Below are 19,968 nucleotides of genomic sequence, written 5' to 3'. Positions count from 1 at the left end.
ATGGCGCCGACGGCGTCACTGGCCAGTGCACCGACCTGGTCGGACGAGAGGCCGGCAAGCGCGGCGGTGGTGACGGCGCGCAGGTCGGCCGTTTCCAGCTTGCCCAACTGGCCAGTGGACAGCGCACCGAACTGGCCGGAGGTCAGCGCGGCAAACTGGGCCGTGCCCAGCGCATTGAGGTTGTCAGTCGCGAGGTTGCCCAGCTGCGTCGAGGTCAGCGCCTGGACCTGGCCCGAGGACAGGTTGGCAAACTGGCTGCTGGTGAGGCTGTTCAGGTCTGCGGTGCCCAGCGTGTTGACCTGGCTGGTCGTCAGCGCGGTGATCTGCGAGCTGCTCAGCGAGCGCAGCTGGTCGCTGGTAAAGGCGTCGAGCTGGTCGGACGACAGGTTGCGCACGGCGCTCGTCGTCAGCGACTTGATGTCAACCGTCTCGATGGCGGCGATCTGGGAGGTCGTGAGCTTGGCGGCCTGGCCGGACGTCAGCGCGCCGATCTGGGACGACGTCAGCGCCGCCATGTCGGCGGTCGTCAGGCCCTGGATCTGCGAGGTGGACAGCGCGGCGATCTGGTTCGTCCCTAACGCCTGGACCTGGTCGGTCTTCAAACCGACGATCTGGTCAGACTTGAGGCCGGCGAGCGACGGGACAGACAAAGCGCGCAGATCTTCGGTCTGGAAGGCGCGCAATTGATCAGTGCTCAACGCAGACAGGCCGCTGGAGGTGATCGCAGCGGCCTGTGTGGTGGTGAGAGCAATGAGCTGGTCGGAACTGAAGGCAGCCCAATCCTCCGTCGTGAATCCCGCGATCGTCGCCGTGGACAGATTCGGGATGGTCGACGCCGGAATGTTGGGGATGATGGTTGCCATAGTCTTTACCTGCTGTACTGATGTTCACCGCGCCCAAGGACGTGGTGGTTTTTGTCTTGTCTTGTCTAGCCCGCGCCACCGCGCTTAGGCATTCCCTGAGCAGCGCCTGCGGTGGTCGAAAACTTCATCCGACCGGCCGCGCTGACGCGAAAACTGAACTTCTGTGACGCTGCCGTCTCAACCGTCGAGACGTGATTTCCATGCGAGCGCGACGGCATGGCGCTTGCGTGATGCCATGCTATTGACGGTCGCTTCCGGGTAATCGGCAAAAAGGCGTGCTTTCCTTAGCTTTGCCTGCACCGTCCGGCAGAACGCCGGACGGTTCGGGGACGATTTCACGACTCACAACCACCCGCCGCCGTTGTTGCGCCTGAACTCGTCTTCCTCGGCCAGCTTGCGGTCGATGGCGGCGAGGTGGGCATCAGGCGAGGGCAGGGCGGCGCGGGCCAGGTCGACCGGCGCGGCGCCGAGCAGCGCCTCGCTCGGCGGGGCCAGCACGTCGGTCAGGCTGACCGTCGCGGCGTGGCCGTCGTCGGCCTTCTGCGGCTGCACGTCCTTGGCAAACCAGACGTCAGCCATGTCGTGCTTGGCGCCGTCGGTCGTCGTGTAGCTGGACACCAGCCCCACGAGATTGCCGTTGTCCATGCCGCTGCCCTTGACCGCGTTCAGGTCGAGCGAGGCGACGCCCAGCTCATCCAGCGACTTCAGCTCGCCGCCGTCCGTCTTGCCGTCGTGGTTGGCGTCGACCCAGACCTTGAGTTCCTTCCAGTTGGCGTCCTTCACGTCCAGCTTGCCGTCATGGTTGCTGTCCTGCTCGGCCATGGCGACGTAGCCGTCCTTGGCATGCTTGCCGTTGGCGAGGATGGTGCCCATGCCGAACAGTTCGCTGCCGTTGTTGATGACGCCGTCATGGTTGCGGTCCATCACCAGCAGGCCGTCGTTGCCGGCGACCCAGCCGACCTTGTTCACCTGGCCGGTGCCCAGCAGGTCGAAGTTGACGCCCTGGGCGGCAGCCAGCGTGTTCACGCCGTGGCCGTCCAGGTCGAGCGCGATCGGCGTGACCGCGAAGTAGGCGTTCAGCTGGGCGGTGCTCAGTTCGCTGATGGCCGACGTCGTGAGCGCGTCGAGCTGCGCCATGCTCATGGCCGCGATGTCGCGCGTTTCCAGGCCGATGACCTGATCGGAGGTGATGCTGTGGATCTGATCGGTCGTCAGCGAGGCGGCCTGCGCCGTGGTGAGCGCCGTGAGCTGCGTCGCCTTCAGGTCGTCGAACTGGTCCGTCGTCATGGCGGCGATCTGGGCCGTGCTCATCGCGGCGATGTGTGCCGTGGTCAGCGCGCGCAGGTCATCGGTTTCCAGTGCTGCGATCTGGGTGTTCGTGAGGGACTTGATCTGGACGCTGCTCATGACGGCGAACTGGGACGTCGTGAAGGCGTTCAGGTCGTCGGTACCCAGCGTGCTGATCTGGCTGGTCGTGAGCAGCGAGACGCGGGCGCCGAGTCCGGTCAGCTGATCGGTCGTCAACGCCTCCAGCTGGGTAGAGCTGATGGCCTGCAGAGACGCCGAAGACAACCTGACCAGGTCTTCGGAGTCGATGGCGACGATTTGGTCGGTCGACAGCGAGTTGACCTGGGCCGTCGTCAGTGCCGCGACCTGTGCGGAGGTCATGGCCGTCATGTCGGCTGCCGCCAGGCCCTGCATCTGGGCTGTGGACAGCGACACGATCTGTGCCGTGCTGAAGGCGGCGATATGGTCCGTTTCCAGCGAAGCCACTTGATCGGAACTCAGGCCGCCCAGTGCGGCGGTCGTGACTGCACGCAGGTCGGCTGTTTCCAGCTTGGACAGCTGCTCCGTCGTCAGCGAGCCGAACTGGCCGGACGACAGCGTGGCGAACTGCGCCGAACCCAGGGCGTTCAGGTTCTCCGTGCTCAGGTGGCTCAGCTGCTCGGTGGTCAGCACGCGGATCTGCGCGGTGGTGAACTTGTTGAGCTGGTCAGACGCGAGGCTGTTCAGATCGTCCGTGTTCAGCGTGCTGACCTGCGCCGTGGTCAGGGCGGTGATCTGGCCGCTGCTCAGGGCGCGGAGCTGGTCGCTGGTGAAGGCGTCAAGCTGGGTGCTGGACAGCGCCCGCAGCGCGGTCGTCGTGATCGAGCGCATGTCGGCCACGTCGATGGCGGCCAACTGGTCGGAGTTCAGCGCCGCCAGCTGTGCCGAGCCCAGCACGGCGATCTGTGCGGAACCCAGGGCCGACATGTCGGCGGTCTCCAGGCCCGGCAGCTGCGCGGTCGTCAGCGAGCTGATCTGGGCCGTGCTCAGGCCGGCAATGCCACCCGAGCTGAGGCTCTGCACCTGGTCGGAGGACAGGCCGCGCAGCGCAGCGGTGGTGACGGCGCGCAGGTCGGCCGTCTCCAAAGCGCCGAGCTGGTCGGACGTGAGCGAGCCGAACTGGCTGGACGACAGCGTGGCGAACTGGGCCGAGCCCAGCGAGTTCAGGCCGTCGGTGGTCAGGTGGCTGAGCTGCTCGGTGGTCAGCGATTGCACCTGGCCCGTGGTCAGGCGTACGAACTGCTCGGACGTCAGGCTGTTCAGGTCATCCGTGTTCAGCGTGCTGACCTGGCCCGTGGTCAGCGCGGCGATCTGGCCGGTGCTCAGCGCGCGGAGCTGGTCGCTGGTCAACGCGTCGAGCTGGGTGCTGGACAAGGCCCGCAGGGCGGCCGTCGTGATCGAGCGCATGTCGGCCACGTCGATGGCGGCCAACTGATCGGTGCCCAGCGAGGCCAGCTGCGCCGAGCCCAGCACGGCGATCTGCGCGGAGCCCAGGGCCGACAGGTCGGCGGTTTCCAGGCCTTGCAGCTGCGCGGTCGTCAGCGAGCTGATCTGGGCCGTGCTCAGGCCGGCGATGCCCTCGGAGCTGAGGCTCTGCACCTGGTCGGAGGACAGGCCACGCAGCGCGGCGGTGGTGACGGCGCGCAGGTCGGCCGTCTCCAGCTTGCCAAGCTGGTCGGACGTGAGCGAGGCGAACTGGCTGGACGACAGCGTGGCGAACTGGGCCGAGCCCAGCGAATTCAGGCCGTCGGTGGTCAGGTGGCTGAGCTGCTCGGTGGTCAGCGATTGCACCTGCGCTGTGGTCAGGCGCACGAACTGCTCGGACGTCAGGCTGTTGAGGTCATCCGTGTTCAGGGTGCTGATCTGGCCCGTGGTCAGCGCGACGATCTGGCCGGTGCTCAGCGCGCGGAGCTGGTCACTGGTCAGCGCGTCGAGCTGCGTGCTGGACAGCGCGCGCAGGGCAGCCGTCGTGATCGAGCGCATGTCGGCCACGTCGATAGCGGCCAGTTGGTCCGTGTTCAGCGAGGCCAGCTGTGCGGAGCCGAGAGCGGCGATCTGTGCGGAGCCCAGGGCCGACAGGTCGGCGGTTTCCAGGCCTTGCAGTTGCGCAGTCGTCAGCGTTGAGATCTGGGTCGTGCTCAGGCCGGCAACGCAATCGGAGCTGAGGCTCTGCACCTGGTCGGAGGACAGGCCACGCAGCGCGGCGGTGGTGACGGCACGCAGGTCGGCCGTCTCCAGCTTGCCGAGCTGGTCGGACGTGAGCGAGGCGAACTGGCTGGACGACAGCGTGGCGAACTGGGCCGAACCCAACGCGTTGAGGCTGTCGGAGGCCAGGTTGCTCAGCTGCTCGGTGGTCAGTACCCGGATCTGGGCGGTGCTGAGCTTGTTGAGCTGGTCCGTCGCGAAGCTGTTGAGGTCTTCGGTGTTGAGGGTACTGACCTGGGCCGTGGTCAGCGCACCGATCTGCACGGAGGACAGGGCGCGCAGCTGGTCGCTGGTCAGGCCGTCGAGCTGGGTGCTGGTCAGCGCGCGCAGGGCGACCGTCGACAGGAAGCGCACGTCAGTGGCTTCGATGGCAGCCAGCTGCTCGGTGCTCAGCACGGAAACCTGGGTGGAATTCAGCACGCCGATCTGGGCGGTGCCCATGGCGGCCATGTCTGCGGTTTCCAGGCCTGGGATCTGGAGGGTGGACAGCGAGCCGATCTGGGCCGTGGTCAGGCTGGCGACCGCCTCGGAGCTCAGCGAGTGGATCTGGTCGGAGCTCAGGCCTTGCAGGGCTGCCGTCGTGACGGCACGCAGATCGGCCGTCTCCAACGCGCCGAGCTGGTCGGACGTCAACGAAGCGAACTGGCCGGACGACAGCGTGGCGAACTGCGCCGAACCCAAAGCGTTCAGGTTCTCCGTGCTCAGGTGGCTCAGCTGCTCGGTGGTCAGCACGCGGATCTGCGCGGTGGTGAACTTGTTGAGCTGGTCAGACGCGAGGCTGTTCAGGTCGTCCGTGTTCAGCGTGCTGACCTGCGCCGTGGTCAGGGCGGTGATCTGGCCGCTGCCCAGGGCGCGGAGCTGGTCGCTGGTGAAGGCGTCAAGCTGGGTGCTGGACAGCGCCCGCAGGGCGGCGGTCGTGATCGAGCGCATATCGGCCACATCGATGGCGGCCAACTGGTCGGAGTTGAGCGCTGCCAGCTGGGCCGAGCCCAGCACGGCGATCTGTGCGGAACCCAGGGCCGACATGTCGGCGGTCTCTAGGCCCGGCAGCTGCGCGGTCGTCAGCGAGCTGATCTGGGCCGTGCTCAGGCCGGCAATGCCACCCGAGCTGAGGCTCTGCACCTGGTCGGAGGACAGGCCGCGCAGCGCAGCGGTGGTGACGGCGCGCAGGTCGGCCGTCTCCAGCGCGCCGAGCTGATCGGACGTGAGTGAGGCGACTTGGCTGGACGACAGCGTGGCGAACTGGGCCGAGCCCAGCGAGTTCAGGCCGTCGGTGGTCAGGTGGCTGAGCTGCTCGGTGGTCAGCGATTGCACCTGGCCCGTGGTCAGGCGCACGAACTGCTCGGACGTCAGGCTGTTCAGGTCATCCGTGTTCAGCGTGCTGACCTGGCCCGTGGTCAGGGCGGCGATCTGGCCGGTGCTCAGCGCGCGGAGCTGGTCGCTGGTCAGCGCATCGAGCTGGGTGCTGGACAAGGCCCGCAGGGCGGCCGTCGTGATCGAGCGCATGTCGGCGACGTCGATGGCGGCGAGCTGGTCGGTGTTCAGCGAGGCCAGCTGTGCCGAGCCCAGCACGGCGATCTGCGCGGAGCCCAGGGCCGACAGGTCGGCGGTTTCCAGGCCCTGCAGCTGCGCGGTCGTCAGCGTACCGATCTGTGCCGTGCTCAGGCCGGCGATGCCCTCGGAGCTGAGGCTCTGCACCTGGTCGGACGACAGGCCGCGCAGCGCAGCGGTGGTGACGGCGCGCAGGTCGGCCGTCTCCAGCTTGCCAAGCTGGTCGGACGTGAGCGAGGCGAACTGGCTCGACGACAGCGTGGCGAACTGCGCCGAGCCCATGGCGTTGAGGCTGTCGGTGTTCAGGTTGCTCAGCTGTTCGGTGGTCAGCGCCTGGACCTGGCCGGTCGACAGGCGGGCGATCTGCTCCGTCGTCAGCACATTGAGGTCGCCGGTGGTGAGGCCGATGAACTGCGGGTTGGTGGTCAGCGCGTTCAGCTGGGCGCTGGTGAGGCCACGCAGCTGGTCGCTGGTCAGGCCGTCGATCTGCTCGCTGGACAGCGCACGCAGCGCCGTCGTGGACAGGGCGCGGATGTCGGGTGCATCGATGGAGGAGAGCTGGTCGGTGGACAGAGCCTGCACCTGGGCCGAGTTCAGCACGCCCACCTGGGAAGAGCTCAACGCGGACATGTCGGCCGTCTCAAGCCCCTGCACCTGGGCGCTGGTCAACGCGGAGATCTGGGCCGTGCTCAGGCTTGCGACTTCAGCGGAGGTCAGTGCCTGGATCTGGTCTGACGACAGGCCACGCAGCGCGGTGGTCGTGACGGCGCGCAGGTCGGCTGTCTCCAGTGATCCGAGCTGGTCGCTCGTGAGGGCAGCGAACTGGCTGGACGAGAGCGTCGCGAACTGGGCCGAGCCGAGCGCGTTCAGGCTTTCGGAGGCCAGGTTGCTCAGCTGCTCGGTCGTCAGCACGCCGATCTGGGCGGTGCTGAGCTTGTTGAACTGGTCGGATGCGAGGCTGTTCAGGTCTTCGGTGTTGAGCGTGCTGACCTGGGCGGTGGTCAGGGCACCGATCTGCACGGAGGACAGCGCGCGCAACTGGTCGCTGGTCAGGCCGTCGAGCTGGGTGCTGCTCAGCGCGCGCAGCGCCGCCGTCGTCAGGAAGCGGACGTCGCCGACTTCGATGGCGGCGAGCTGCTCGGTGTTCAGCGCAGCGACCTGGGTGGCGCTGAGCGCGGCCACCTGGCCGGTGCCCAGGGCCGCCAGATCGGCGGTTTCCAGGCCCTGGAGCTGTGTGGTGGACAGCGAGCCGATCTGCGCGGTGGTCAGCACGCTGATCGAATCGGAACTCAGCGTGTGGATCTGGTCGGAGCTCAGGCCTTGCAGCGCCGCCGTCGTGACGGCGCGCATGTCGGCCGTTTCCAGCGCCCCGAGCTGGTCGGACGTGAGCGCCGCGAACTGGGTGGACGACAGCGTGGCGAACTGAGCCGTGCCCAGCGCGTTGAGACTCTCGGTGGAGAGGTTGCTGAGCTGCTCCGTCGTCAGCACGCGGATCTGCGCGGTGGAGAACTTGTTGAGCTGGTCAGACGCCAGGCTGTTGAGGTCGTCCGTGTTCAGCGTGCTGACCTGTGCGGTGGTCAGGGCGGTGATCTGGCCGCTGCTCAGCGCGCGGAGCTGGTCGCTGGTGAAGGCGTCGAGCTGGGTGCTGGACAGCGCGCGCAGGGCGGCCGTCGTGATCGAGCGCATGTCGGCCACGTCGATGGCGGCGAGCTGGTCGGAGTTCAGCGCTGCCAGCTGCGCCGAGCCCAGCACGGCGATCTGGGTGGAGCCCAGAGCCGACAGGTCGGCAGTCTCCAGGCCTTGCAGCTGTTCGGTCGTCAGCGTACCGATCTGGGCCGTGCTCAGTCCGGCGATGCCCTCGGAGCTGAGGCTGTGGATCTGGTCGGACGACAGGCCGCGCAGTGCGGCGGTGGTGACGGCGCGCAGGTCGCCGGTCTCCAGCGCACCGAGCTGGTCGGACGTGAGCGAGGCGAGCTGACTGGACGACAGCGTGGCGAACTGGACCGAGCCCAGCGAGTTGAGGCTGTCGGTGCTCAGGTGGCTGAGCTGTTCCGTGGTCAGCGCCTGCACCTGGCCAGTGGTCAGGCGCACGAACTGCTCGGACGTCAGGCTGTTGAGGTCATCCGTGTTCAGGGTGCTGATCTGGCCCGTTGTCAGCGCGGTGATCTGGCCGGTGCTCAACGCGCGGAGCTGGTCGCTGGTCAACGCGTCGAGCTGGGTGCTGGACAGCGCGCGCAGAGCGGCCGTCGTGATCGAGCGCATGTCGGCCACGTCGATGGCGGCGAGCTGGTCGGTGTTCAGCGAGGCCAGCTGCGCCGAGCCGAAGGCGGCGATCTGTGCCGACCCCAGGGCGGACAGGTCGGCGGTCTCCAGGCCTTGCAGCTGCGCGGTGGTCAGCGCGCCGATCTGGGTGGTGGTCAGGTTGCCCACCGAGTCGGAGCTGAGCGTCTGGATCTGGTCGGACGACAGGCCGCGCAGCGCAGCGGTCGAGACGGCGCGCAGGTCGGCCGTCTCCAGCTTGCCAAGCTGATCGGACGTGAGCGAGGCGAACTGGGCAGACGTCAGCGTCGCGAACTGAGCCGTGCCCAGCGCGTTGAGGCTGTCGGTGGCGAGATTGCTGAGTTGCTCGGTCGTCAGCGACCGCACCTGGGCGGTGGAGAGCTTGTTGAACTGGTCAGACGCGAGGCTGTTGAGGTCTTCGGTGTTGAGGGTGCTGACCTGGGCGGTGGTGAATGCGCTGATCTGAACCGAGGTCAGGGCGCGCAGCTGGTCGCTGGTGAACCCGTCGAGCTGGGTGCTGCTCAGCGCGCGCAGCGCGGCCGTCGACAGGAAGCGGATGTCGCCTGCCTCAATGGCGGCGAGCTGGTCGGTGTTCAGCGAGGCGACTTGCGTGGCGCTCAGCGCGGCCACCTGGGCGGTGCCCAGAGCGCCCACGTCGACGGTCTCCAGGCCTTGCAGCTGCGCAGTGGACAGCGAGGCGATCTGCGTGGTGGTCAGTACGCTGACCGATTCGGAACTCAGTGTCGCGATCTGGTCGGAGCTCAGGCCTTGCAGTGCGGCTGTCGTGACGGCGCGCAGGTCGGCGGTCTCCAAAGTGCCAAGCTGGCTGGTCGTGAGCGAGCCGAACTGGCTGGAAGACAGCGTGGCGAACTGGGCCGATCCAAGCGCGTTCAGGTTGTCCGTGGCGAGGTGGCTGAGCTGTTCCGTCGTCAGCGCCCTGATCTGGGCGGTCGACAGTTTGTTGAACTGGTCGGACGAGAAGCTGTTCAGGTCTTCGGTGTTGAACGCGCTGACCTGGGCGGTGGTCAGTGCGGTGATCTGGGACGAGGTGAATGCGCGCAGCTGTTCGCTGGTCAAGCCGTCCAGTTGCGTGCTGGTCAGCCCGCGAATGGCCGTTGTGGACAGGAACTTAACGTCTATCGCCTCAAGCGACGAGAGCTGGTCCGTAGAGAGGCTGCCGACCTGGGACGAACTCAGCGCGCTGACCTGGGAGGAGGTCAGGGCCACCATGTCCGCAGTGTTGAGCCCGGCCAACTGGCTGGTGCTCAGCCGGCCGATCTGCGTGGTGCTGAACGCCTGCACCTGCTCGGTGGTCAGGAAGCCGATCTGTTCGGACGCGAAGCCGCCGATGGCCGTCGTGGAAATGGCGCGCAGGTCTTCGGGCTGGAACGACCGGATCTGGTCGCTGCTCAACACGGAAAGGCCGCTGGAGCTGATGACGGCAGCTTGGGCGGTGGTCAGGGCAACCAGCTGGTCGGTACTGAAGGCAGCCCAGTCCTCGGTCGTGAAGTCCCGAATCGTTGCCGTGGTCAGGCCGGGAATCCGCGAAACCGGAATGAATGGGACGATGCTTGCCATGGTGCTTGCCTGTTGTGCTGGTATCCGGCGGCGACTTCGCGTGAGCCGCCGCTGCGTCAAATGGATAGGCCTCGATCCCTAAGGCGCGCGACCTGTGGTGCGCGGACAGCCGCTCTTTCGGAACGGCAGTCGTATCCCTAGATTTCAAGTGCTTCGATCGGTTATCGGGCCGCAGGGGATTGACTTGAGGAACTAATACTCAAATCCGCCTCGTTGAACACGAAACCGGCCAACTACCCACGGCTCGGACACCCAAGCCGGGGGTGGTTTACCCAGTGATTGGCATGCTAGTTAGGGGTTGCGCAATCCGCGCGCGGATAAGCAGGCCGTTTCGGTGGCAGTTCACGGGCGCCGCCGGTGCTGTCAGGAAGCCGTCCGAGTCGCGTTCAAGCCGTTACAAAAATGAGCCGTGACAAGTTCACGGCAGCTTTGCGCATCCCGCGAAAGCAGCGCCTTGACGATGGCGCGGTGTTCGGCCAGCGACTCCTCCAGCCGTCCCTCCCGGAACAGCGAATGGTGGCGGTTGAGCTTCATCAGCCGGCGCAGGTCGCCAACGATCTGCAGCCGCCAGCGGTTGCCGTCAATCTCCAGCACGCGCAAGTGGAAGCGCTCGTTGGCGGCGAAGAAGGCGTCTCGGTCGGGCAAGGCCTCCTCCAGCGCACGGTGCAGTTCGCCCAGCTCGGCGAGTTCATTGGCGGTCGCCCGAGTGGCGACTTCTGCCGCCGCGTCACTTTCTAGAAGCGAGAGCAGTTGATAGGCTTCCCGCACATCCCGTTCGCTCATCTCGGTCACGTAGGCGCCGCGGCGCAGCTTCATCGTCACGAGGCCTTCGCTGGCCAGCACCTTCAGTGCCTCACGCAGCGGCGTGCGGCTGATGCCCAGCTCACCGCAGAGCTTCAGTTCGTCTATCCACGCGCCAGGCTCAAGCTCCCGCGCCAGGATGTGTTGGCGCAGCCGATCGGCCACCTGTTCATACAGAGCAGTGGAGGCAAACGGGGTCGCGTGGTCGAGCAAACCGGCGGGCATGGCGCTGAGTGTAGGTGGAATCTGAATTTATAATTATGAATAACGGAGCGGGCTATGATGCCGTCTCAGTCAAGGAGAAGTTCGATGTCGGACGGCAGTCGCGCCCCGGAATTCAAGACCGCCACGCTGGAGCAGTGGGAAAAGGCTGCGGCCAAGTCCGCCCCTGGCGGCGATGTGAGCGCGCTGAACTGGGTCACGCCCGAGGGCCTGGTCGTCAAGCCGCTCTACACGGCCGCCGACGTGGCCGGCCTGCAGCACGCTGACACGCTCCCCGGCTTCGAACCCTTCCTGCGTGGCCCGCAGGCGACGATGTATGCCGCCAGACCGTGGACGATCCGCCAGTACGCGGGCTTCTCAACCGCTGAGGAAAGCAACGCCTTTTATAGAAAGGCTCTCGCCGCCGGCGGCCAGGGCGTGTCCGTCGCCTTCGACCTGGCCACCCACCGCGGCTACGACAGCGACCACCCGCGAGTGACCGGCGACGTCGGCAAGGCCGGCGTGGCCATCGACTCGGTGGAGGACATGAAGATCCTGTTCGACGGCATCCCGCTGGACAAGGTGTCCGTCTCGATGACGATGAACGGCGCCGTGCTGCCGGTGCTGGCCGGCTATGTCGTCGCCGCGGAAGAGCAGGGCGTGCCGCAGGAGCAACTGGCCGGGACCATCCAGAACGACATCCTCAAGGAGTTCATGGTCCGCAACACCTATATCTACCCACCGGCGCCCAGCATGCGCATCGTCGGCGACATCATTGAATACACGGCGCAGCAGATGCCGAAGTTCAACTCGATCAGCATCTCCGGCTATCACATGCAGGAGGCGGGCGCGACCCAGGCGCTGGAACTGGCCTTCACGCTGGCCGACGGCAAGGAGTACGTGAAGACGGCGATCGCCAAGGGCCTGGCTGTCGACGACTTCGCGCCGCGGCTGTCGTTCTTCTGGGCCATCGGGATGAACTTCTATCTCGAGATCGCCAAGATGCGCGCGGCGCGGCTGTTGTGGACCCGCATCATGAAGAGCTTCGGCGCCACCTCGCCAAAGAGCCTGATGCTGCGCACCCACTGCCAGACCTCGGGCTGGAGCCTGACCGCGCAGGACCCGTACAACAACGTCGTGCGCACCACCATCGAAGCCATGGCCGCCGTCTTCGGCGGTACGCAGAGCCTGCACACCAATTCGCTGGACGAAGCCATCGCGCTGCCCACCGAGTTCAGCAGCCGCATCGCGCGCAACACGCAGCTCATCATCCAGGAAGAGACGCACATCACCAGCGTCATCGACCCCTGGGCCGGCAGCTACATGATGGAGAAGCTGACCCAGGACATGGCCGACCAGGCCTGGGCGCTGATCGAGGAAGTCGACGCCATGGGCGGCATGACCAAGGCGGTCGACTCGGGCTGGGCCAAGCTGAAGATCGAGGCGAGCGCGGCCGAAAAGCAGGCGCGCATCGACTCGGGCACGGACGTCATCGTCGGCGTCAACAAGTACAAGCTCGCCAAGGAAGACCCGATCGACATCCTCGACGTTGACAACGTCAAGGTGCGTGACGGGCAGATCGCGCGGCTCAACCGCATCAAGGCGACGCGCGACACGGCTGCCGTCCAATCTGCGCTGACCTTGCTGACGCAAGCCGCAGAAACCGGCGAGGGCAACCTGCTCGACCTGGCCATCAAGGCCGTGCGCCTGCGCGCCACCGTGGGCGAAGTGTCCGACGCGCTGGAAGCCGTTTATGGCCGCCATCGTGCCGACACACACAAGGTCAGCGGCGTCTACGCAGCCGCCTATGACTCGGCCGAAGGCTGGGCCAGGCTGCAAGGTGAGATCGCCGCGTTTGGCGATGCACACGGCCGCCGCCCGCGCGTGATGATCGCCAAGCTCGGCCAGGACGGCCACGACCGCGGCGCCAAGGTCGTCGCCACCGCCTTCGCGGACCTCGGCTTCGACGTCGACATCGGCCCGCTGTTCCAGACCCCCGAGGAATGCGCCCGCCAGGCCATCGAGAACGACGTGCATGCGGTGGGCGTGTCCACGCTGGCGGCCGGCCACAAGACACTGGTGCCGGCCATCATCGAAGAGCTGAAGAAGCAGGGCGCGGACGACATCATCGTCTTCGTCGGCGGCGTGATCCCCGCGCAGGACTACGACTTCCTGTACGAGGCCGGTGTCAAGGGCGTCTACGGCCCGGGCACGCCCATCCCCGCCAGCGCCAAGGGGGTGCTTGAGGCCATCAAGGCTCAGCTCGCCGCAGTGGGCGGAGTTGCCGTTTGACCCCCACGCTGGCGCCCGTTGCCGACGCGGACTTCGAGGACATGCTCACCCTGCGCATCGAGGCGCTGCGTGAGAGCCTGGAGCGGCTCGGCCGCTTCGACCCCGCCGTCGCGCGGGCGCGCCTGCGCAGCCAGTTCCGGCCCGAGTGGATGCAGCATCTTGTGGTGGACTGCGAGCGCATCGGCTACGTCACCGTCGAACCTCGCGAAGGCGAACTGCGGCTGCACCATCTCTATCTGAAGCCGGCCGCGCAAGGGCAGGGCATCGGCGCCTGGGTCATCGACCAGCTCAAGAGGCAAGGCCAACCCATCACGCTCGCTGCGCTGCGCGACAGCCGCGCCAACGACTTCTATCGCCGCCACGACTTCCGTGTCGTCGAAGAACAAGAGTTCGACATCGAATACCGCTGGCACCCCGTCGAGGAGAGTGCGGCGTGAACGACCTGGCCAGACGCCTACAGGCCGGCGACCGTCGCGCGCTGGCCAAGGCCATCACGCTGGTCGAGTCCACCCGCGCCGACCACCGCGAGCAGGCCGACGCGCTGCTGACCGAGCTGATGCCCGCCACCGGCGCCTCGCTGCGCCTGGGCATCTCCGGCGTGCCGGGCGTGGGCAAGAGCACCTTCATCGAGTCCTTTGGACTGCTGCTGCTGGAGCGGGGCCATCGCGTGGCGGTGCTGACCGTGGACCCGTCCAGCAGCGTATCGGGCGGCGCCATCCTGGGCGACAAGACGCGCATGGAGAGGCTGTCCATGGATACGCGCGCCTTCATCCGCCCCAGCCCCAGCAGCGGCACACTCGGCGGCGTGGCCGAGAAGACGCGCGAGGCCATGCTGCTGTGCGAGGCGGCGGGCTACGACATCGTCATCGTCGAGACGGTCGGCGTCGGGCAAAGCGAGACGGCCGTCGCAGGCATGACCGACCTCTACCTGCTGCTGCAGCTGCCCAATGCGGGCGACGACCTGCAGGCGATCAAGAAGGGCGTGATGGAACTGGCCGATCTCGTCGTCATCAACAAGGCCGACCTCGACCCCGCTGCGGCCATGCGCGCGCAGGCGCAGATCACATCCGCCCTGCGCCTGCTGCCGATGCACGCGGCAGCCGCGCCGCGCGTGTTGCAAGTCAGCGCGCTGAAGGCCGACGGCATCGCGTCGCTCTGGGACGCCATCTGCACACAGCGCGACGCGCGCCAGTCCAGCGGCGCCTGGGACGCCAAGCGCCGCGAACAGTCGCTTGCCTGGATGTGGGAGCGCATCCAGGCCGGCCTGCGCCACGCCTTCGTCACGCATCCAGGGATGGCCGCTCGCCTGGAGGCCGCCACGGCCGAGGTGCGCGACGGCCGCACGCCCCCATCCACCGCGGCACGCCAGTTGCTGGCGGCCTTCAAGCTTCGGAGTTCTTCATGATCACTGGTCTGAATCACATCAACCTGCGTGCGCCCGCCGAACTGCTGGCGACGCTGCGCGACTTCTACCGCGACGTGCTGGGCCTGACGGTCGGCCCGCGGCCCGGTTTCGACAGCGACGGTTACTGGCTCTATGCCGGCGACCACGCCATCGTCCACCTGTCCACGCAGCGCGCCCACGAGCCGGTGCGCGGCCCGGTGAACCCAAGCGCGCCGTCGACCTTCGACCACACCGCCTTCTACGGTACCGACTCCAAGGCCACTGCCGCCCATCTGGCTGCGCTGGGCGTGACCTTCCACGAGTCGCGCTCGGCGGTCACGCGCCAGCACCAGTTCTTCCTGCAAGACCCCGCCGGCAATGGCGTGGAGATCAATTTCCCGTTCGAGGGCTGAACCCATGCACGACATCCTGCAAGCGCTGGAAGACAAGCGCGCCCGCGCCCGACTCGGCGGTGGCGAGAAGCGCATCGCCGCCCAGCATGCCAAGGGCAAGCTGACGGCGCGCGAGCGGCTGGAACTGCTGTTCGACGATGGCAGCTTCGAGGAATGGGACATGTTCGTCGAGCACCGCTGCGTGGACTTCGGCATGCAGGAGAACAAGATCCCTGGCGACGGCGTCGTCACCGGCTACGGCATGATCAACGGCCGCCTGGCCTTCGCCTTCAGCCAGGACTTCACCGTCTTCGGTGGCGCCTTGAGCGAGGCCCACGCCGAGAAGATCTGCAAGGTGATGGACCAGGCCATGAAGGTCGGCGCCCCGGTCATCGGCCTGAACGATTCGGGCGGTGCGCGCATCCAGGAAGGTGTCGCGTCACTGGGCGGTTATGCCGACGTCTTCCAGCGCAACGTGATGGCCTCCGGCGTCATCCCGCAGATCAGCATGATCATGGGGCCTTGCGCCGGCGGCGCGGTGTATTCGCCGGCGATGACTGACTTCATCTTCATGGTGAGAGACAGCTCATACATGTTCGTCACCGGCCCCGAAGTCGTGAAGACCGTGACGCACGAGGAAGTCACGGCCGAAGAGCTTGGCGGCGCCACCACGCACAACAGCCGCAGCGGCGTGGCCGACCTGTCGTTCGAGAACGATGTGGAGGCGCTGCTGATGCTGCGCCGCTTCTTCAACTACCTGCCGCTGTCCAACCGCGAGAAGGCACCTTGCCGCCCGAGCGGCGACCCGGCCGCGCGCCTGGACTATTCGCTCGACACGCTGGTGCCCGAGAACGCGAACAAGCCCTACGACATCAAGGAGCTGATCCTCAAGGTCGTCGACGACGGCGACTTCTTCGAGCTGCAGCCCGATTACGCGAAGAACATCGTCACCGGCTTCGCTCGCATGGAAGGCCAGACGGTCGGCATCGTCGCCAACCAGCCCCTGGTGCTGGCGGGTTGCCTGGACATCAAGAGCAGCATCAAGGCCGCGCGCTTCGTGCGCTTCTGCGACGCCTTCAGCATCCCGGTCGTCACCTTCGTCGACGTGCCCGGCTTCATGCCCGGCACTTCTCAAGAGTACGGCGGCATCATCAAGCACGGCGCCAAGCTGCTCTACGCCTACGCCGAGGCGACCGTGCCGAAGATCACCGTCATCACCCGCAAAGCCTACGGCGGCGCCTATGACGTGATGGCTTCCAAGCACCTGCGTGGCGACGTCAATTTCGCCTGGCCCAATGCCGAGATCGCCGTGATGGGCGCCAAGGGCGCGGTGGAGATCATCTTCCGCGAGGACAAGGGCGACCCCGCCAAGCTAGCCGCGCGCGAGGCCGAGTACAAGGCCCGCTTCGCCAACCCCTTCATCGCCGGCAGCCGCGGCTTCATCGACGACGTCATCCAGCCGCACGAGACGCGCAAGCGCATCTGTCGCAGCCTGTCGATGTTGAAGGACAAGAAGCTGGAGAACCCGTGGCGCAAGCACGGGAACATCCCGCTGTGAGCAAGGCGAGCTGCGCCGCTGAGGCCAGGCGGCTGACCGACATCCCCAACATCGGCAAGGCGATGGAGGCCGATCTCATCGGATTGGGCATCACGACGCCGGCCGACGTGAAGCGCATGGACCCGTACAGGACCTATGACGCCTTGCGCGACCCCATGGGCCAGCGCCATGACCCCTGTGTGCTGGATACGTTCATGGCGGCACATGACTTCATGAACGGCGGGCCTGCGCAGCCGTGGTGGCATTTCACCGAGCAGCGCAAGAAGCTGCTCGGTTCAAAGAAATAACGAGGCTCAGCATGTTCACGAAGATCTTGATTTCGAATCGTGGAGAGATCGCCTGCCGGGTCATCGCGACGGCCAAGAAGATGGGCATCGCCACCGTCGCCGTCTACTCCGAGGCCGACAAGGACGCCCGCCACGTCGAGCTGGCCGACGAGGCCGTGCTGCTGGGCCCGGCGCCGTCGCGCGAGAGCTATCTCGTCGCCGACAAGATCATTGCCGCGGCCAAGCAGACGGGCGCACAGGCCATCCACCCCGGCTACGGCTTCCTGTCCGAGAACGAGGCCTTCGCGCGCCGCGTCGAGGAAGAAGGCCTGGTCTTCATCGGCCCCAAGCACGCAAGCATCGCGGCGATGGGCGACAAGATCGCGTCCAAGAAGCTGGCCACGGCGGCCGGCGTCAACACCATCCCTGGCCACAACGAGCCCATCCTGTCGGCGGAAGAAGCCGTGGGCATCGCCGCGAAGATTGGCTACCCCGTCATGATCAAGGCCAGCGCCGGCGGCGGTGGCAAGGGCTTGCGCGTGGCGTTCAACGACAAGGAGGCCTTCGAGGGCTTCACGTCCTGCCGCAACGAAGCCCGCAACAGCTTTGGCGACGACCGCGTCTTCATCGAGAAGTTCGTCGAGGAGCCGCGCCACATCGAGATCCAGGTGCTGGGCGACTCGCAAGGGCAGGTCGTCTACCTGTGGGAGCGCGAGTGTTCCATCCAGCGCCGCCACCAGAAAGTCATCGAGGAGGCGCCGTCGCCCTTCATCAGCGAGGCCACGCGCCGCGCCATGGGCGAGCAGGCCGTGGCGTTGGCCAAGGCCGTCAACTACCAGAGCGCCGGCACGGTGGAGTTCGTCGTCGGCAAGGACCAGGGCTTCTACTTCCTGGAGATGAACACGCGGCTGCAGGTGGAGCACCCGGTCACCGAATGCATCACGGGCTTGGACCTCGTCGAGCAGATGATCCGCGTCGCTGCGGGCGAGCCGCTGTCGTTCACGCAGGACCAGATCAAGCGCGACGGCTGGGCCATCGAATGCCGCATCAATGCGGAAGACCCCTTCCGCAACTTCCTGCCGTCCACCGGCCGACTGGTGCGTTATCAGCCGCCCGAGACGACGATGCAGCAAGGCGAGCCCAGCCGCTTCGGCGTGCGCGTTGACACCGGCGTCTACGAGGGCGGCGAGATCCCGATGTTCTACGACTCGATGATCGCCAAGCTGATCGTTCACGGCCGCGACCGCGCCGAGGCGATTGGCAAGATGCGCGAGGCGCTGAACGGCTTCGTCATCCGCGGCGTGTCCAGCAACATCCCCTTCCAGGCCGCGCTGCTGGCCCATCCGGACTTTGCGAGCGGCGACTTCAACACCGGCTTCATCGCCCAGCACTACGCCGCCGGCTTCAAGGCCGAGGACGTCCCGCATGACGACCCGCTGTTCCTCGTCGCGCTGGCCGGTTTCATCCGCCGCAAGGCGCGCGAGCGCGAGGCCGGCATCAGCGGCCAGCTGCGCGGCCACGAGGTGCAGATCGAGCATGACTACGTCGCCGTCGTCAACCTCGGCGGCGGGCGCAGCGAGCAGCACCCCATGCACATCAGCGAGTTTGCCGGTGCCCTGGGCGAGGCGCGTGTGCAGGTGGGCGACAAGGACTACCGCATCGCCAGCCGTTCGCGCCTGAACGACGTGCGCATCACTGGCACCGTCAACGGCCTGGCCTTCACGGCGCAGGCCGAGCGCGGCACGGCGAAGAACCCGCTGGCCTACCGCATCCACCACGGCGGCCGCTCCATCGAACTGACCGTGCTGAGCCCGCGCGCGGCGGAGCTGCAGGCGCTGATGCCCTACAAGGCGCCGCCGGACACGAGCAAGTTGCTGCTGTCGCCCATGCCCGGCCTGCTGGTGCACCTGGCCGCCCAGGTCGGCCAGACCGTGCAGGCCGGCGAGCGCCTGGCCGTCATCGAGGCGATGAAGATGGAGAACATCCTCACAGCGAGTCAGGACGTGACCGTGGCCGAGGTGCTGGCCAAGCCGGGCGAGAGCCTGTCGGTCGACCAGCCCATCCTGCGCTTTGCCTGAGCCGACGGTCGCCATCGTCGGCGCGGGCGTGGCCGGCGCTGCGGCGGCCGTGCGGCTGGCCGAGCGCGGGGTTGCCGTCACGCTCTATGAGGCCGTACCCGAGCCGCGCCCCATCGGCGCCGGCCTGCTGCTGCAACCCACCGGCCAGCGCGTGCTGGCGGCCATGGGCCTGCTGGACGAAGCGCTGGCGCTGGGCGTGCGCGTGGACCGGCTGTTCGGCGACACGCCGTCGGGCCGCGCCGTTTTGAACATGAGCTACCGGCGCTTTCACCCCGACGCCTATGGCCTGGGGCTGCAGCGCGGCGCGTTGATGGGCCTGCTGTGGAAGCGCGTGCGCGAGCTGGGCATCCCCTGGCACTGCGGCGCGGCGGTCGAGAGCTTTGAGCAGGATGACAGCGGCGTAACGCTGCACTTCAGCGGCACCGAGCCCGTGCGGCACGGCGCGCTGATCCTCGCCAATGGCAGCTTCTCCCGGCTGCGCTTGGGGCTGAAGGTCAAGCAGAGCGCGCGGCTTTTCCCCTGGGGCGCCGTCTGGACCGTGCTGCCGGCGCCGCCGGGCTTCCCGCAGATCGAGCTGCGGCAGCGCTTCCGCTCGGCCTCGCAGATGCTGGGTCTGATGCCCGTCGGCAAGGCGGCCGCTGACGATGCCGAACAAGGCATCAACCTGTTCTGGAGCCTGCCGGTTGCGGAACTCGACGGCTGGGCCGGCCGCATTGGCCTCGACCCACTCAAGCAGCGCATGGCCGAGCTCTTCCCCGATGTGACGCCACTGCTCGCCGGCCTGCACGACGCCGCCCAGCTGCGCGAGGCGCGCTACGCCGACGTGCACATGGCGCGCTGGCACGACGGCCGCGTGCTGGCCATCGGCGACTGCGCCCACGGCATGAGCCCGCAACTGGGGCAGGGCGCCAACATGGCGCTGATCGACGCGCACGAACTGGCGGCCGAAGTGGGTGGCGCTTGGCCTGATGTCTTCGCGCGCTACAGCCAACGCCGCCGCGCCCACCTGCGCTTCTACGGCCAGGCCAGCAAGGGCCTGACGCCCATGTTTCAGTCCCACGCCGTCGTCGCGCCCTGGCTGCGCGACCGCTTCTTCGGTTGGGGTGGCCGGCTGCCCTACATCCATCAACAATCCATCGCCACCCTGGCCGGGGTCAAGACCGGCTGGCTGTGGGGGCGGCTCAAACTCTGAA

At 67.1% G+C, this 19,968-nt stretch carries 10 protein-coding genes and 1 pseudogene; 8 read left to right on the top strand and 3 right to left on the bottom strand.

Translation table 11 applies throughout. The features are described 5' to 3' along the window. The 3 genes and pseudogenes from AC0IZJ_RS04665 to AC0IZJ_RS04655 all read right to left on the bottom strand — a co-directional run. Nucleotides 1–863: pseudogene (locus tag AC0IZJ_RS04665) on the bottom strand (heme utilization protein); the annotation flags it as partial. A 342-nt stretch (nt 864–1,205) separates the two neighbouring features. Then, a complete protein-coding gene (locus tag AC0IZJ_RS04660) occupies nt 1,206–9,803 on the bottom strand; it encodes a hypothetical protein (protein ID WP_471847109.1) in 8,598 nt (2,865 codons plus the stop codon). Between the two features lie 363 nt (nt 9,804–10,166). Continuing rightward, the gene (locus AC0IZJ_RS04655) at nt 10,167–10,829 is read right to left on the bottom strand and encodes a GntR family transcriptional regulator (RefSeq protein ID WP_471847107.1); all 663 of its coding nucleotides are present in this window, start codon (nt 10,827–10,829) and stop codon (nt 10,167–10,169) included. An 84-nt stretch (nt 10,830–10,913) separates the two neighbouring features. Here AC0IZJ_RS04655 and scpA point away from each other — a divergent pair, with 84 nt between their 5' ends. The 8 genes from scpA to AC0IZJ_RS04615 are packed head-to-tail and all read left to right on the top strand — an operon-like array spanning nt 10,914 to nt 19,967. After that, complete coding sequence (gene scpA, locus AC0IZJ_RS04650; RefSeq protein ID WP_471847105.1) at nt 10,914–13,097, top strand: methylmalonyl-CoA mutase; 2,184 nt, start codon at nt 10,914–10,916, stop codon at nt 13,095–13,097. Beyond that, complete coding sequence (locus AC0IZJ_RS04645) at nt 13,094–13,534, top strand: GNAT family N-acetyltransferase (RefSeq protein ID WP_471847103.1); 441 nt, start codon at nt 13,094–13,096, stop codon at nt 13,532–13,534. Before scpA ends, AC0IZJ_RS04645 begins: the two co-directional genes overlap by 4 nt. Continuing rightward, nucleotides 13,531–14,502: a methylmalonyl Co-A mutase-associated GTPase MeaB gene (meaB, locus tag AC0IZJ_RS04640; RefSeq protein ID WP_471847101.1), complete on the top strand. Its 972-nt coding sequence runs from the start codon at nt 13,531–13,533 to the stop codon at nt 14,500–14,502. The genes AC0IZJ_RS04645 and meaB overlap by 4 nt, the downstream gene beginning before the upstream one ends. Beyond that, nucleotides 14,499–14,894 carry a VOC family protein gene (locus AC0IZJ_RS04635; protein ID WP_471847099.1) on the top strand — a complete coding sequence of 132 codons (396 nt, stop codon included), beginning with the start codon at nt 14,499–14,501 and terminating at the stop codon, nt 14,892–14,894. Before meaB ends, AC0IZJ_RS04635 begins: the two co-directional genes overlap by 4 nt. 4 nt (nt 14,895–14,898) lie before the next feature. Then, entirely contained in the window at nt 14,899–16,431 is a 1,533-nt protein-coding gene (locus AC0IZJ_RS04630) for an acyl-CoA carboxylase subunit beta (RefSeq protein ID WP_471847097.1), read from the top strand. Beyond that, nucleotides 16,428–16,718 (top strand): helix-hairpin-helix domain-containing protein, encoded by a 291-nt coding sequence (locus AC0IZJ_RS04625; RefSeq protein ID WP_471847095.1) that lies wholly within the window; start codon nt 16,428–16,430, stop codon nt 16,716–16,718. Before AC0IZJ_RS04630 ends, AC0IZJ_RS04625 begins: the two co-directional genes overlap by 4 nt. 11 nt (nt 16,719–16,729) lie before the next feature. Next, nucleotides 16,730–18,775: an acetyl-CoA carboxylase biotin carboxylase subunit gene (locus tag AC0IZJ_RS04620; protein ID WP_471847093.1), complete on the top strand. Its 2,046-nt coding sequence runs from the start codon at nt 16,730–16,732 to the stop codon at nt 18,773–18,775. Next, nucleotides 18,768–19,967 carry an FAD-dependent oxidoreductase gene (locus AC0IZJ_RS04615; RefSeq protein WP_471847091.1) on the top strand — a complete coding sequence of 400 codons (1,200 nt, stop codon included), beginning with the start codon at nt 18,768–18,770 and terminating at the stop codon, nt 19,965–19,967. Before AC0IZJ_RS04620 ends, AC0IZJ_RS04615 begins: the two co-directional genes overlap by 8 nt. The last annotated feature ends 1 nt before the right edge of the window (nt 19,968 follow it).

It is taken from the genome of Roseateles sp. AC306, from assembly GCF_979253795.1.
Note: the sequence above shows the minus strand (reverse complement) of the source record. Positions and strands in the feature narration are given on the sequence as shown.